At 61.6% G+C, this 15,153-nt stretch carries 15 protein-coding genes; 12 read left to right on the forward strand and 3 right to left on the reverse strand.

Annotated features, from left to right (window positions below):
* The first annotated feature begins 30 nt into the window (after nt 1-30).
* The 6 genes from VR71_RS17220 (at nt 31) to VR71_RS17245 (ending at nt 5,269) form a co-directional block, all read left to right on the forward strand.
* Complete coding sequence (locus VR71_RS17220; RefSeq protein WP_009816905.1) at nt 31-1,608, forward strand: DUF5928 domain-containing protein; 1,578 nt, start codon at nt 31-33, stop codon at nt 1,606-1,608.
* A gap of 9 nt (nt 1,609-1,617) precedes the next feature.
* Nucleotides 1,618-2,004 carry an HIT domain-containing protein gene (locus VR71_RS17225; protein WP_045685899.1) on the forward strand — a complete coding sequence of 129 codons (387 nt, stop codon included), beginning with the start codon at nt 1,618-1,620 and terminating at the stop codon, nt 2,002-2,004.
* Nucleotides 2,005-2,082: 78 nt separating this feature from the next.
* On the forward strand, nt 2,083-2,877 hold the full coding sequence (locus tag VR71_RS17230) for an ion transporter (RefSeq protein WP_045685900.1): 795 nt from the start codon (nt 2,083-2,085) through the stop codon (nt 2,875-2,877).
* A gap of 81 nt (nt 2,878-2,958) precedes the next feature.
* A complete protein-coding gene (locus VR71_RS17235) occupies nt 2,959-3,423 on the forward strand; it encodes a DUF1203 domain-containing protein (protein WP_009816908.1) in 465 nt (154 codons plus the stop codon).
* A 69-nt stretch (nt 3,424-3,492) separates the two neighbouring features.
* Nucleotides 3,493-4,566, forward strand: coding sequence for a phenylalanine--tRNA ligase subunit alpha (gene pheS / locus VR71_RS17240; protein WP_040651192.1), 1,074 nt, complete (start codon nt 3,493-3,495; stop codon nt 4,564-4,566).
* Between the two features lie 289 nt (nt 4,567-4,855).
* Nucleotides 4,856-5,269: a BLUF domain-containing protein gene (locus VR71_RS17245; RefSeq protein ID WP_009816911.1), complete on the forward strand. Its 414-nt coding sequence runs from the start codon at nt 4,856-4,858 to the stop codon at nt 5,267-5,269.
* A gap of 22 nt (nt 5,270-5,291) precedes the next feature.
* Here the strand turns inward: VR71_RS17245 and VR71_RS17250 are convergent, their stop codons facing one another.
* Nucleotides 5,292-6,500 (reverse strand): aminopeptidase P family protein, encoded by a 1,209-nt coding sequence (locus VR71_RS17250; protein ID WP_045685901.1) that lies wholly within the window; start codon nt 6,498-6,500, stop codon nt 5,292-5,294.
* 150 nt (nt 6,501-6,650) lie between these two features.
* Here VR71_RS17250 and VR71_RS17255 point away from each other — a divergent pair, with 150 nt between their 5' ends.
* The 6 genes from VR71_RS17255 (at nt 6,651) to VR71_RS25195 (ending at nt 13,313) form a co-directional block, all read left to right on the forward strand.
* On the forward strand, nt 6,651-7,643 hold the full coding sequence (locus tag VR71_RS17255; protein ID WP_045685902.1) for a P1 family peptidase: 993 nt from the start codon (nt 6,651-6,653) through the stop codon (nt 7,641-7,643).
* Nucleotides 7,644-7,774: 131 nt separating this feature from the next.
* Nucleotides 7,775-8,350 (forward strand): ribosome maturation factor RimP, encoded by a 576-nt coding sequence (rimP, locus tag VR71_RS17260; protein WP_045685903.1) that lies wholly within the window; start codon nt 7,775-7,777, stop codon nt 8,348-8,350.
* A 4-nt stretch (nt 8,351-8,354) separates the two neighbouring features.
* Nucleotides 8,355-9,974 carry a transcription termination factor NusA gene (gene nusA, locus VR71_RS17265; protein WP_009816915.1) on the forward strand — a complete coding sequence of 540 codons (1,620 nt, stop codon included), beginning with the start codon at nt 8,355-8,357 and terminating at the stop codon, nt 9,972-9,974.
* Between the two features lie 23 nt (nt 9,975-9,997).
* Nucleotides 9,998-10,621, forward strand: coding sequence for an RNA-binding protein (locus tag VR71_RS17270; protein WP_009816916.1), 624 nt, complete (start codon nt 9,998-10,000; stop codon nt 10,619-10,621).
* Nucleotides 10,622-10,627: 6 nt separating this feature from the next.
* Nucleotides 10,628-13,132, forward strand: coding sequence for a translation initiation factor IF-2 (infB, locus tag VR71_RS17275; RefSeq protein WP_045685904.1), 2,505 nt, complete (start codon nt 10,628-10,630; stop codon nt 13,130-13,132).
* 22 nt (nt 13,133-13,154) lie between these two features.
* The gene (locus VR71_RS25195) at nt 13,155-13,313 is read left to right on the forward strand and encodes a hypothetical protein (protein ID WP_296430538.1); all 159 of its coding nucleotides are present in this window, start codon (nt 13,155-13,157) and stop codon (nt 13,311-13,313) included.
* 215 nt (nt 13,314-13,528) lie between these two features.
* Here the strand turns inward: VR71_RS25195 and mutT are convergent, their stop codons facing one another.
* Nucleotides 13,529-13,927, reverse strand: coding sequence for an 8-oxo-dGTP diphosphatase MutT (gene mutT / locus VR71_RS17280; RefSeq protein ID WP_009816918.1), 399 nt, complete (start codon nt 13,925-13,927; stop codon nt 13,529-13,531).
* Complete coding sequence (gene argJ / locus VR71_RS17285; protein WP_045685905.1) at nt 13,924-15,153, reverse strand: bifunctional glutamate N-acetyltransferase/amino-acid acetyltransferase ArgJ; 1,230 nt, start codon at nt 15,151-15,153, stop codon at nt 13,924-13,926. The genes mutT and argJ overlap by 4 nt, the downstream gene beginning before the upstream one ends.

The following is a 15,153-nucleotide window of genomic DNA, read 5'->3' on the forward strand; positions in this document are numbered from 1 at the left end:
CGGTAAATCGAGGGTTAAACCGTTTCCGCAATGGCAAAAATCGCGTTCATCCTGTTGTGTCACAAAGACCCTGAGGCGATTATCCGTCAGGCAGAGATGCTGACGGCGGCGGGCGATTACATGGCGATCCATTTCGACGCCCGCGCCAAGCCCGAGGCATTTGCCCGGATCAAGGCGGCGCTGGCGGATAATCCCAATGTGACCTTTGCGAAAAAGCGGATCAAATGCGGGTGGGGTGCGTGGTCGCTGGTGCAAGCCACACTTTATGCAGTGGAGGCGGCGGCAGAGGACTTTCCACGCGCCACGCATTTCTACATGCTCTCGGGCGATTGCGCGCCGATCAAATCGGCGCGGTTCGCGCATCAGTTTCTGGACAACCGCGATGTCGATTATGTCGAGAGCTTCGATTACTTCGACAGTGACTGGATCAAGACCGGGATGAAGGAAGAGCGGCTGATCTATCGCCACTTCTTTAACGAGCGCACGCAGCCGAAGCGATTCTACGCCTCTTATAATGTGCAGCGCAAACTGGGCCTGACCCGACCGATACCGCATGACATCCAGATCCAGATCGGAAGCCAGTGGTGGTGTCTGCGGCGGCGCACGGTGGAATGGATCCTCGAATTCACCCGCAAGCGGCGCGACGTGATGCGGTTTTTCCGCACCACTTGGATTCCGGACGAGACATTCTTTCAGACACTGGTGCGGCATCTGGTGCCGGATGCCGAGATCGAGACACGCACGCTGACGTTTCTCATGTTCACCGATTATGGGATGCCGGTGACCTTCTATAATGACCATTACGATCTCTTGCTCAGTCAGGATTATCTCTTTGCCCGCAAGATCAGCCCCGAGGCGCTGGAGCTGAAGCGGCGATTGGGCACGCTCTATTCGGATGAGGTGACGCAGTTCCAGATTTCGAACGAAGGGCGCGGCCTGTTTCAATTCCTGACCGCGCGCGGACGCGAGGGGCGGCGGTTTGCACAGCGGTTCTGGGAAACCGAGAGCACGCTGGGCCGCGAGCGCGAATTGATGATCGTCGTGTGCAAGAAATGGCATGTCGCCAAGCGATTGCTGGAGCGTATCCGGCAAGTGACGAATGTGCCCGCGATCGAGTATCTCTTTAACGAAGAGGGCACCGCCCTGCCTGATCTGGGCGGGCTTCAGGCGACGCTGGCCAAGCGGACGCGGCACAGGCGGGCGCTGATGCGGATGCTGTTCGATTATTATGAAACCGACCGCCTCTTGGTCTGCATGGACCCCGGCAGCATTGATCTCTTGCAGGATTTCTGTGGGGACCGGGCTGTGACCAAGCTCTTGGAAGTGCAATGCCATTTCACCGATGAGTATCTGACAGGGCATGCCATGCGCGTGGGGCTGGCCGGAGAGCAGACCCCGCACGAGACCTTGGAGCGGCTGTTGCCGACGATCCGGGGTGACATGACCTATGAGAGCGACCGGATTCGCGATGCCGAGTTCGAGAATCACATGATCCTGAGGCAATCGGATGACCGGGGCTATCGCGCCGATCTCCTGGCGCGGTTCCTTGATATTCCGCGCGAAAAAGCGCAGGAAATCGCTGAACCCGACCACCTGTTTGCAGATTGAGGACGCGCCATGCCCTTTGCCTATGATGCCCAGAATATCTTTGCCCGTATCCTGCGGGGCGAAATCCCCAACAACACAGTGCTGGAGACCGCGCATACGCTGGCATTTCACGATATTCAGCCACAGGCGCCCGTGCATGTGCTGGTGATCCCCAAAGGCTCTTATGCGAGCTATGATCATTTCGCCGCCGAGGCGAGCGATGCCGAGATCGTCGATTTCAACCGTACCGTGGCCGAGGTGTGTCGCATGACGGGCGTGCATCTGGGCGAGGGTGGGCAAGGATTCCGCGCCATTACCAATGCGGGCGAGCATGGCGTGCAGGAGGTGCCGCATTACCACCTGCATATCCTTGGCGGTCGTCCGCTGGGCCGGATGCTGGCGCGCAGCGAAAGCTGAGGCGCCCCGCTTGCAGGGCAGATGCGATGCGCCCATATGAGGGGCCTTGGTCACGCACAGGATTTGATAGGCAGCCCCATGACATTTCGCAGCCGCGTCGGCGCATTTCTTGACACGTCGTTGTTTCAGAACGCCATTCTGGGCGTGATCCTGTTCAACGCTGTGATTTTGGGTCTGGAAACCTCGGGTCTGATCATGGCGCAGGTGGGCGTGTTGATCCTCTTGCTCGACAAGCTCTGTCTTGCGGTCTTTGTGGTTGAGATCGCCGCCAAACTCTTTGCGCGAGGGCTCGGGGGGTTTTTCCGGAACGGCTGGAATCTCTTTGATTTCGTGATCGTGGGGATTTCGCTGATTCCGGCCACTCAGGGGCTGTCGGTGCTGCGGGCGTTGCGGATCTTGCGTCTGTTGCGCGTGGTCTCGGTCGCGCCGTCACTGCGCCGGGTGGTCGAAGGGCTGGTGACGGCTCTGCCGGGGATGGGATCGGTATTCCTGCTGATGGGCATGCTGTTTTATATCGGGTCGGTGATGGCGACCAAGCTCTTTGGCGCGGCCTATCCGGACTGGTTTGGCGATATGGGGCGCTCTGCTTATTCGCTCTTTCAGATCATGACGCTGGAATCCTGGTCGATGGGGATCGTGCGCCCGGTGATGGAGGAATTTCCCTATGCCTGGGCGTTCTTTGTGCCCTTCATCATGGTCACGACCTTTGCGGTGGTGAACCTCTTGGTCGGTCTGATCGTGAATTCGATGCAGGATGCGCATCACGCCGAGGATGTGGCAAAAACCGACAATTACCGTGACGAGGTTTTGGCGCGGTTGACCCAGTTGGAGGCGATGGTCCGCGAGGGCCAGGCCAAGACCCCCAAGGGCTGAGGTCGGTTTGCGCAGGAATCGGGTCGAGTTTTAGGGCGGCTGCGGGCAGGGTTTCGGAAACCACAAGCCGGAGACCCGCCAATGATCCTTATAACGCCCCTTGCCACCGAGACTGTCCGCGCCTTGCAGGCCGGCGCGCCCGATGCCTATGGAATCCCGCCAGAGCAGCATGTGGCGCAGGGCACTGGCAATCCGTGCCGCCATTGTCTGCGCTTCATACCCGAGGGGGCGGAGATGCTGATCCTCGCCTATCGCCCCTTTGCCGGGCTGCATCCCTATGCCGAAACCGGGCCGATTTTCCTCTGTGCCGATGCCTGCGCGCAGCATGAGGGCGGAGCAATGCCGGAGGTCTTGCGCGACAGCCCCGACTATTTGCTCAAAGGGTATAATGCGCAGGACCGCATCGTTTACGGCACTGGCCGCGTCGTGGCCGCAACAGAGATCGCAGAGTATGCAGAGACGGTGTTCGAGCGCGGCGAGGTGGCCTATATTCACGTCCGGTCTGCCCGCAACAATTGCTATCAGGCGCGGATCGACCGGGGCTGAGCGGTGCAATCGCTTGCACGCCGCGCCGATGCGCGGTAACTCGCCGGAGAGACCAGCGGGATGGATGCGATGAGTGATCTGCGGGAAAAATATCTGACGGCGGTTGCCAATGCCGGTGACGAGGCCACGCTAGAGGACCTGCGCGTGCAGGCCGTGGGCAAGAAGGGCGAAATCAGCCTCGCGATGCGCGAACTGGGCCGGATGAGCCCTGACGAGCGGCAAGAGGCCGGGCCGCGTCTGAATGCGCTGAAAGACGAGATCACAAGCGCGCTGGCCGCCAAGAAACAGGCGTTGGGCGATGCCGCATTGGACGAACGGCTGCGGGGCGAGTGGCTGGATGTGACGCTGCCTGCGCGGGGTCGGCGGATGGGCACGATCCATCCGGTCAGTCAGGTCACCGAGGAAGTGACCGCGATTTTTGCCGATATGGGATTTGCCGTGGCCGAGGGGCCGCAGATCGAATCCGATTGGTTCAACTTCGACGCGCTGAACATTCCCGGTCATCATCCGGCGCGGGCCGAGATGGATACGTTTTACACGCATCGCGCAGAGGGCGACGAGCGCCCGCCGCATGTCCTGCGCACCCATACCAGCCCGGTGCAGATCCGCACAATGCAGGCCGAAGGCGCGCCCATTCGGATCATCGCGCCGGGTCGTGTGTATCGCGCGGATTATGACCAGACCCATACGCCGATGTTCCATCAGGTCGAGGGGCTGGCGATCGACAAAGACATCAGCATGGCCAACCTCAAGTGGGTGCTGGAAGAGTTCGTCAAGGCGTTCTTTGAGGTGGATGATGTCGAGCTGCGCTTTCGCGCCTCGCATTTCCCGTTCACAGAGCCGTCGGCCGAGGTGGATATCCGCTGTTCCTGGGAAGGCGGCACGCTCAAGATTGGCGAGGGCAATGATTGGCTGGAGATTCTCGGATCCGGCATGGTCCATCCCAAGGTGCTGCAGGCCGGGAACATTGATCCCAATGAGTGGCAGGGCTTTGCCTTTGGCATGGGGATCGACCGGATTGCCATGCTGAAATACGGCATCCCCGATCTGCGGGCGTTCTTTGATTCAGACCTGCGCTGGCTGCGGCATTTCGGGTTCGCCAGCCTCGATCAACCGACGCTGCATGGTGGGTTGTCGCGGTAGGGTGGGTGCAAACCTACCGTGCGAGGCGATGACCTGGGATTGACGAGAGTCGCACAACCTAAGGGCGGCGCTTTAGGCTATGCTAACGTATGGCGTATACCTGTGGGTGGGTTGTTTTAGTTCGTGCGCGACGTATTTGGTTAGCACGAGGCAAAGCGCGTTTGATCCATGGTTGTGCGGACCCGGTTCCGGGCCGCAGACGATTGGTCTTTGCGCTGAGTCTTGAGGGTATTGTCCTATCGACGGCGCGATCTGCGTCGCCTATCGTGACGCAGTAAGGAGCCACGCCATGCCGCTGACACAGATGATCTATGCCTCGCAGCCCTTTGGCTTTGACGATGCAATGCTGGCGGGGATTCTGCTCGATGCGCGGCGGTGCAATGCGCGCGATGATGTCACCGGGGCGCTGATCGTGCGCGGAGACATGTATCTGCAACTGCTGGAAGGGCCGAAATCCAAGGTTGAGGCGACCTATGAGCGCATCATTCAGGATGACCGCCACGTCAATCCGGTGCGCTTGTTGACCCATGAGATTGACGCGCGGATGTTTCCCGAGTGGTCCATGCTCGACGATCCCGCGAAGAGCTGGGTCTGGAGCATTGCTGAGGTGCGCGGTGGCGCGGTGGAACGCTTTTCTGCCGGGAAAGAGGCGCTGAAATTCTTTCAGCGGTTGGCCGCGTCGCGTGCAGACACGGCGGGGTAGTCCCCGCCGCGCCGTTTTCCGATCAGCCGACCACGTTGAAATCGGGGCCATAGGGATAGCCGGTGATATTCTCGTGGCCGTCCTCGGTGATGACCAGAATGTCATGCTCGCGGTAGCCCCCGGCACCGGGCTGGTCGGCGGCCAGCGTCAGCATCGGTTCCATCGAGATGACCATGCCCGGTTCGAGCACCGTGTCGATATCCTCGCGCAGTTCCAGACCCGCCTCGCGGCCATAGTAATGGCTGAGAATGCCAAAGCTGTGACCATAGCCAAAGGTGCGGTATTGCAGCAATTGGCGCTCTTCGAGGAAGGTGTTGATCTGATGCGTGACCTCGGCGCAGCTGACGCCGGGTTTCAGAAGCGACATGCCATATTCATGGGCGGCGACGTTGGCCTGCCAGATTTTCAGGCTGGCATTATCCACCTCGCCCGCGAACATGGTGCGCTCGAGCGCCACGTAATAGCCTGACACCATCGGAAAGGTGTTGAGCGACAGGATATCGCCGCGTTCAATCGCGCGGGCGGTCACCGGGTTATGCGCGCCGTCCGTGTTGAGCCCCGATTGGAACCAGACCCACGTGTCGCGGTATTCGGCGTCGGGGAAGCGTTTGGCAATCTCTGTCTCCATCGCGTCGCGGCCCGCCATGGCGACGTCGATCTCGCGCGTGCCGATCTTGACCGCATCGCGGATGGCATAGCCGCCCACATCGGCCACCTGCGCGCAGGAGCGGATGAGGGTGATTTCCGCCGCCGATTTACGCATGCGCTGGCGCATGGTGGCGGGGGCGAGATCCTTGAGGGCGCTGGGCTTGAGGAAATGCTCTAGCTTGTCGCGCTGCAGGAGCGTGAGGTGATCGCCCTCATAGCCTATGATGCGCCCCTCGCCTGTGACCGACAGGATCGCGCGCCAGTAATTATCGCGCTGCCAGTCGGTATAGGTGATGTTGTCGCAAAACGAGCGCCGCCACGGTTGGCCGGCGTCGATGCCTGCCGAGATGGTGACGCAGTCGGTGTCCGTGACAACGAGCCCATAGGGGCGGCCAAAGGAGCAGTAGAGAAAGCCCGAGTAATAGGCGATGTTGTGCATCGAGGTGAGGACGACGGCGGCGGTGCCGGTCTCGGCCATGATGGCGCGCAGCCCCTTGATCCGGGCCTCATACTCTTCGGTGGCAAAGGCCAGCGGCGCCTTTTCACCATTGTGGAAACGATAGAATTCAGGACGTGCAGTCATAGTGACCCTCCTTGCAAAAGAAGGTCCCGGCGTTCAGGACTGTGGGGAAAGGCCATGAGGGGGCGACGCCATCGCCCGGGCCTGAGGCGTTCTTGCCGATTGGATGCGGTCTGGCAAGCGGGTTTGCGACAAGGATAGAGGGATTGCGGCATGGGGACGAAAATCGCTGCGCGAAATCTGATCACCGATGTGGCGGGGCTGCGCGTGGGCCATGCGCAGGATATGCGGCTGCGCTCGGGTGTGACGGTGCTGGTGGGCGATGCGCCCTTTACCGCGGGCGTGCATGTCATGGGCGGCGCGCCGGGCACGCGGGAGACCGATTTGCTGGCCCCCGACCGGGTGGTTGAACAGGTGGATGCGCTGGTGTTGTCTGGCGGATCGGCCTTTGGTCTGGATGCGGCATCCGGCGTGGCCGATGGGCTGCGCGATATGGGGCGCGGGTTTGCCGTGGGTGATGTGCGGGTGCCGATCGTGCCGGGGGCGATTCTCTTTGATCTTTTGAACGGCGGGGATAAGGCGTGGCGCGAGAACCCCTATAAAGCTCTGGGCCGGGCGGCGTTGGCGGCGGCGACACAAGACTTTGCGATCGGCAGCGTCGGGGCCGGAACCGGGGCGACCACGGCCAATCTGCGCGGCGGGCTGGGATCGGCGTCGGTGACCTTGCCGGGGGGCGTGACGGTGGGCGCGCTGGTGGCGGTCAATGCGCTGGGCTCTGCCACGGTGGGCGACGGGCCAGAGTTCTGGGCGGCGCCATTCGAGCGGGACGCAGAATTTGGCGGGCGCGGGGTGGCGCGGGCCTATCCCGATCCGGTGCTGGCGCCAACCAAGCTGGCGCAGCATGGCAATACCACGATTGGAATTGTCGCCACCGATGCCACGCTCACTCAGGCGCAATGCACGCGGCTGGCCACGGCGGCGCAGGACGGGTTTGCGCGGGCCTTGGTGCCCTCGCATACCTTGATGGATGGGGATTTGATTTTTGCCGCAGCCATGGGCGCGCGGCCTGCGCCCGATCTGGCCGGACAGGTGATGCTGGGTCATGCTGCGGCATGCGTCATGGCGCGGGCAATTGCGCGGGCGGTGTATGCGGCGCGGTCGGTTTTGGGCGATGCGCTGCCGGCGTGGCGGGACAGATTCGGCTGAGGCGGAATCCCCCTTGCAGACTCAGGGAGAGGGGCGTATATGCCCCTCAACAGCGGCGCTTTCGGGTCCACTCGAATGCACCACCGGAGAGTGTAACGGGCCGCGCGCCCGTTTTTTTGTGCTTGGGAAAGATGACGAACGACCTGATTGCAAAAGCAGCGATTGATCGCCGGATGGCAGAGATCATCACCCCCGTGATCGAGGATCTCGGGTATGAGTTGGTGCGCGTTCGGTTGATGGGCGGGCAATACTACACCCTTCAGATCATGGCGGACAAGCCTGATGGCGGCATCGAGGTGGATGACTGCGCCGTGATCAGCACGGCAGTGAGCGCGGTGCTGGATGTCGAGGACCCGCTGGTCGAGGCCTATACGCTGGAAGTGTCGAGCCCCGGCATTGACCGGCCTCTGACGCGGCTCAAGGATTTCGAGGCCTTTGAGGGCTATGAGGCCAAGATCGAGACGACCGAGTTGATCGACGGGCGTCGCCGCTTCAAGGGTGTGCTGGCGGGCGTTGAGGGCACCGAGGTGCTGATCAATGTCGAGGAAGGCACGATCGGACTGGAATTTGACTGGCTGTCTGATGCCAAGCTGGTTCTGACGGATGAGTTGATCAAGGAAATGCTGCGGCAGCGCAAGGCGGCGGGCGTGATTAACGAAGAGCAATTTGACGAGATCGAAACCGAGAACGGTTCTGAGGAGGACTGACACGATGGCAATCACATCCGCCAACCAGCTGGAGCTGTTGCAGACCGCAGAAGCGGTCGCGCGCGAAAAGATGATCGACCCGGCACTGGTGGTCGAAGCGATGGAAGAGAGCCTCGCCCGCGCCGCCAAGAGCCGCTACGGCAGCGAGATGGATATTCGGGTGGAGATCGACCGTAAGACGGGCCGTGCCAAATTCACCCGCGTGCGGACCGTGGTCGCGGATGACGCGCTCGAGAATTATCAGGCGGAAATGACGGTCGAGCAGGCCAAGCAGTTTCTGGACGACCCCAAGGTCGGCGATGCCTTTGTCGAAGAAGTGCCGCCGGTGGAAATGGGCCGGATCGCCGCGCAGAGCGCCAAGCAGGTCATTCTGCAAAAGGTGCGCGAGGCCGAGCGCGATCGTCAGTTCGAAGAGTTCAAGGACCGCGTCGGCACGATCATCAACGGGGTGGTCAAGCGCGAGGAATATGGCAACGTCATCGTCGATGTGGGCCGGGGTGAAGCGATCCTGCGCCGCAACGAAAAGATCGGGCGCGAAGCCTATCGCCCCAATGACCGCGTGCGTTGCTACATCAAGGATGTGCGCCGCGAACAGCGCGGGCCGCAGATCTTCCTCAGCCGCACCGATCCGCAGTTCATGGCCGAACTGTTCAAGATGGAAGTGCCCGAGATTTACGACGGTATCATCGAGATCAAGGCCGTGGCGCGCGATCCGGGCAGCCGGGCCAAGATTGCCGTGATCAGCTATGACAGTTCGATTGATCCGGTCGGTGCCTGCGTCGGTATGCGCGGCAGCCGGGTTCAGGCGGTGGTCAACGAATTGCAGGGTGAAAAGATCGACATCATCCCGTGGAACGAGGATCAGGCGACCTTCCTTGTCAACGCGCTCCAGCCGGCCGAGGTCAGCAAGGTGGTGATCGACGAGGACGCGCAGCGCATCGAAGTTGTGGTGCCGGAAGAGCAGCTGAGCCTTGCCATTGGGCGTCGTGGTCAAAACGTGCGTCTGGCCAGCCAATTGACCGGGCTTGATATCGACATCATGACCGAGGCCGAAGATAGCGAGCGCCGTCAGAAGGAATTCGAAGAGCGCACCAAGCTGTTTGTCGATACGCTCGATCTGGACGAGTTCTTTGCGCAGTTGCTGGTCTCTGAAGGGTTCACCAACCTCGAAGAGGTGGCCTATGTCGATCTCGACGAACTGCTCGTGATCGACGGCGTTGACGAGGACACCGCGGCAGAGCTTCAGGCGCGGGCGCGTGATGTGATCGAGGCACAGACCAAGGCGGCGCTGGACAAGGCGCGCGAACTGGGTGTCGAGGACAGTCTGATTGCGTTCGAGGGTCTGACCCCGCAGATGGTGCTGGCGCTGGCCGAGGACGATGTGAAATCGCTCGAGGATTTCGCCACCTGCGCCGATTGGGAGCTGGCCGGCGGCTGGACCACGGTCAAGGGCGAGCGCGTCAAGGACGAGGGTATTCTGGAGAAATTTGACGTCTCGCTGGAAGAGGCGCAACATATGGTGATGACCGCCCGCGTGATGCTGGGCTGGGTCGATCCGACCGAACTCGAAACCGATGCCGACGACAGCGAGATCGACGGTGATGACGAGGAGGCCGAGGCCTGATCCTTCAGGCCTTGGAGCACAGGATGGGGCGCGGTGGTGAACCCAAAGACCGGAGCGACGGTCCCGAGCGTAAATGCATCGCCACAGGCGAGGTGCAGCCAAAACACGGGCTTATCCGCTTTGTGATCGGTCCCGAGGGGCAGATTGCCCCGGATCTGGCGGAAAAGCTGCCGGGGCGTGGCATATGGGTCGCCGCGGATCGGGCGGCCTTGGACAAGGCGGCAACCAAGGGTCTGTTTGCCCGCGCCGCCAAGCAGCCTGTGCAGGTGCCCGAAGGTCTGACCGATAAGGTCGAGGCCCTCTTGGTGCGGCGGGTGATCGACCTCATCAGCCTTGCCCGCAAGGGCGGGCGCGCGGTGTCGGGATATGAGAAGGTCAAGGACATGCTCATGCGCGAGGATGCGCGTGTTCTTATTCAGGCCAGCGATGGCTCTGAACGCGGAAAATCAAAGCTGAGCACGCCGCATGGCGGCTCATTCATCGGGTGGCTGACAGCGGATGAGCTGGGCCAGGCCTTTGGTCGACAAACCACAATCCACGCGGCACTGGGTGCTGGAGGTTTGTTGCAACGTGTTGTAGAGGAGGCGGCAAGACTGAAAGGTCTGCGCGTCTCGGACGGCGAGACAGCGCGCCGGAAAGGAAAGTAGAAGACTATGAGCGACAACGACGGAAAAAAACCATTGGGTGTGCGTGGCGCGGGTTCCCGGCCGGGGAACGTGAAGCAGAGCTTCAGCCATGGCCGGACCAAGAACGTCGTGGTGGAAACCAAGCGCAAGCGCGTCGTCGTGCCCAAGCCCACCGCCGCCGCGACCGGCGCTGCCGGGGCTGGAACGTCTTCGGGTATCACCAGCGCGTCCAAGCGCCCGGCCGGGATCTCTGATGCAGAGCTGGAGCGCCGGATGCGCGCGCTCGCCGCAGCCAGAGCGCGCGAGACCGAGGATGCAGCACAGCGCGAAGCCGATGAAAAGGCCCGCGAAGAAGAGCGTATGCGCCGCCGCGAAGAGGCCGAGGCCAAAGAGCGCGAGCAGCGCGAGGCCGAGGAAAAGGCCCGCGCCAAGGTCGAGGAAGACGAACGCCAGAAGCGTGCAACAGAGCAAGCCGCTCTCAAGGCGGCGGCATCGGCGGCAGAGCCGGATGCAGTGCCTGCGGCGGCTCCGTCTCGGGCGCCCGCCTCCAAGGTGGCCCCCGTTGCGCGCAAGCGTGAGGAAGACGATCAGCAATCCCGCCGGGGCAAGGCGCGTGGCACGGATGATGCGCGCCGGTCCGGCAAGCTGACGCTCAATCAGGCCCTGTCTGGTGGTGAAGGCGGTCGCCAGAAATCCATGGCCGCGATGAAGCGCAAGCAAGAGCGCGCGCGGCAAAAGGCAATGGGCGGCTTGCAAGAGCGCGAAAAGATCGTGCGCGACGTGCAACTGCCCGAAGTGATCATGGTTTCGGAACTCGCCAACCGGATGGCCGAGCGCGTGGGCGATGTCGTCAAGGCGCTGATGCAAAGCGGCATGATGGTCACGCAGAACCAGTCGATTGATGCCGATACCGCAGAGTTGATCATCGAGGAATTCGGGCACCGTGTGGTGCGCGTGAGCGACTCGGACGTCGAGGATGTGATTGATCAGGTCGATGACAAGCCCGAGGATATGATCTCGCGCCCGCCGGTCGTCACCATCATGGGCCATGTCGACCACGGCAAGACGTCGCTTCTGGATGCGATCCGCGATGCCAAGGTTGTCGCCGGCGAGGCCGGGGGGATCACGCAGCATATCGGGGCCTATCAGGTCAAGACCGACAGCGGCGCGATGCTGACCTTCCTCGACACGCCCGGTCACGCGGCCTTTACCAGCATGCGGGCCCGTGGCGCGCAGGTGACGGATATCGTGGTTCTGGTCGTGGCGGCCGATGATGCGGTGATGCCGCAAACCATCGAGGCCATCAACCACGCCAAGGCGGCCAAGGTGCCGATGATCGTGGCGATCAACAAGATCGACAAATACGAGGCCAATCCGCAGAAAGTGCGGACCGATCTCTTGCAGCATGAAGTGATTGTCGAACAGATGTCCGGCGATGTTCAGGATGTCGAGGTTTCGGCCGTCACCGGACAAGGTCTGGATGAGCTGTTGGAGGCGATCGCCCTTCAGGCGGAGATTCTCGAACTCAAGGCCAACCCGAACCGGGCGGCTGAGGGTGCGGTGATCGAGGCGCAGTTGGATGTGGGCCGCGGTCCGGTCGCAACCGTGCTGGTCAAGAAGGGGACGCTGCGTCAGGGCGATATCTTTGTCGTGGGCGAGCAGTATGGCAAGGTGCGGGCGCTGATCAACGACCGTGGCGAGCGGATCAAGGAAGCGGGTCCGTCGGTGCCGGTCGAGGTTCTGGGTCTGAATGGCACCCCCGAAGCGGGCGACGTTCTGAACGTGGTCGAGACCGAGGCGCAGGCGCGCGAGATCGCGGAATACCGCGAGAGCGCGTCGAAAGAAAAGCGCGCCGCTGCCGGGGCTGGCACCACGCTGGAGCAGCTATTGGCCAAGGCCAAGGAAGACGAGAACGTCAAGGAGATGCCGATCGTCGTCAAGGCGGACGTGCAAGGCTCTGCCGAAGCGATTGTTCAGGCGATGGAGAAGATCGGCAACGACGAGGTGCGCGTGCGCGTGCTTCATTCGGGTGTCGGCGCCATCACCGAATCCGATATCGGTCTGGCCGAGGCGTCAGGCGCGCCGGTGTTCGGCTTTAACGTGCGGGCCAATGCGCCGGCACGCAACAGCGCCAACCAAAAGGGTGTGGAGATCCGGTATTACTCGGTGATCTACGATCTCGTCGACGATGTGAAAGCCGCCGCAAGCGGTCTCTTGGGCAATGAAATTCGCGAGAAGTTCATCGGCTATGCCAAGATCAAGGAAGTCTTCAAGGTGACTGGCATTGGTCGCGTGGCTGGCTGTTTGGTGACCGAAGGCGTTGCACGGCGGTCCGCCGGTGTGCGTCTGTTGCGCGACGATGTCGTGGTCCATGAGGGCACGCTCAAGACGCTCAAGCGGTTCAAGGACGACGTCAACGAGGTGCAGTCCGGTCAGGAATGCGGTATGGCGTTCGAGAACTATGACGATATTCGCCCCGATGATGTCATCGAAATCTTTGAGCGCGAAGAAGTGGTGCGCACACTGGCGTAAGTCAGGTGTTCAGGATGAACCAATGAAAGGGGCAGCCGAATGGGCTGCCCTTTTTCATTGGTCTGTCGATGGTGGCTCAGGCGGCGCGGGATGCGACCGGGTGGCCGGAATAGAGACGGTTCCCAACCCTGACCTGCATCAGGCCATTGCTCAGCAGCCGAACGAATATTCCCTGAATTGAGACGCAAGAGCCTAATTGAACGGTGCGCAGCATGTCATTCCCCCGAATGTGACAACTCCGTAAAGATGCTTTGATTATTTCCATATCTAGTAAAAAAGAAACAAACATTTCCATAAATTGTGCATTTTCTTGTGCTGGCCCGAAATACTATTTGTTTTCATAGGAAATAGTTGACGGCTCAAATTTCATGACGCCCGTTTGCGGTGCGAATCACGTCACAGCCAGTCCCGCAGGATGGGAATCAGGGGAATATCGGCGGGGGGCATGGGGTAGGACCGCAGGTCCGCCGCGCGTACCCATTTGAGCGCCTGACCCTCGCGCCCCTGCACGATTCCCTCCCATTTGCGACAGGCAAAGAGCGGCATCAGCAGGTGAAACTCAGGATAGGTATGGCTGGCAAAGGTCAGAGGTGCGAGGCAACTGGCCCAGGTGTTGATCCCCAACTCCTCGTCAAGTTCGCGGATCAGCGCCACCTCTGGCGTCTCGCCCGGCTCAACCTTGCCGCCGGGAAACTCCCAGAGACCGGCCATGGATTTGCCGTCCGGTCTCTGGGTCAACAGAATGCGGCCGTCCACGTCAATCAGGGCGACCGCCGACACCAGAACGGTTTTCACGAGCGGTAATCCGCGTTGATGTCGATATAGCCATGCGTGAGATCGCAGGTCCAGACGCGCGCCGTGCCGCCGCCAAGGCCCAGATCGACGTGAATGACGATGTCTTGCTGCTTCATATAGGTGGCGGCGGCGGCCTCGTCATAGCTGGGGCTGACAAAGCCGTCCTTGGCCACCTGCATGGTGCCAAACCAGATCGCCAGCAGATCGCGGTCCGCCCGTGCGCCGGATTTCCCGATGGCCATGACGACACGCCCCCAATTGGGGTCTTCGCCCGCTATGGCCGTCTTGATCAGCGGCGAATTGGCGATGGCCTTGGCGTGGATATGCGCCTCAGCGTCCGAGGCGGCGCCGGTGACGGAAATTTCAACAAATTTCGTCGCCCCTTCACCATCGCGCACCACCTGATGCGCCAGGTCGAGCATGACGCGGCGCAGCCCTTCCATGAAGCCCATGCTGTTCTCGGTCACGCGGATGCCCGAAGCCCCGGTGGCTGCCACAAGCAGCGTGTCAGAGGTCGAGGTGTCACTATCGACCGTGATGCAGTTAAAGGTCGTGCGATTAAGCGCGCTGACCATGTCCTGCAAGACGTCCTGATCTATGGCCGCATCGGTAAAGATATAGACCAGCATAGTCGCCATATCCGGGGCGATCATGCCAGACCCCTTGGCGATGCCCGCGATATGCACGGCCTGCCCGTCGATAATCACGGTTTCTGAGGCCCCTTTGGCAAAGGTATCGGTGGTCATGATGGCGCGGGCTGCGGTCTCTATCGCATGGGGTGAGAGGGCCGCAGCCAGATCATCGAGTTTGTCGATGATGCGCTCATGCGGCAGCGGCTCTCCGATCACGCCGGTCGAGGAGGAAAAGACGCGGGTGGCGGGAATGCCCAGCGTCTTGGCCGCCGCCTCGGTAATGGCCTGCACCGAGGCGGCTCCGCGCCGCCCGGTAAAGGCATTGGCATTGCCCGAGTTGACCACGATTGCGGCACCGGGGGTCGGATCGCCGCCGATCTTGTCCTGACAATCAAGCACCGCCGCGGAGCGGGTCGCAGAGCGGGTAAAGGCCCCCGCCATCGCAGTGCCGGGTGCCAAGCTGACCAAGAGCACATCGGTGCGATTCTGATAGCGCACCCCGGCCTCGGTGGTGGCAAAGCTGACGCCACCAATCACCGGCAGCGTGGGAAATCCCGCCGGGGCAAGCGGGGATAGCGGCGGTTTGGCACCCAT

This window comes from Roseovarius sp. BRH_c41 (assembly GCF_000961715.1).
Classification (GTDB): domain Bacteria; phylum Pseudomonadota; class Alphaproteobacteria; order Rhodobacterales; family Rhodobacteraceae; genus Roseovarius.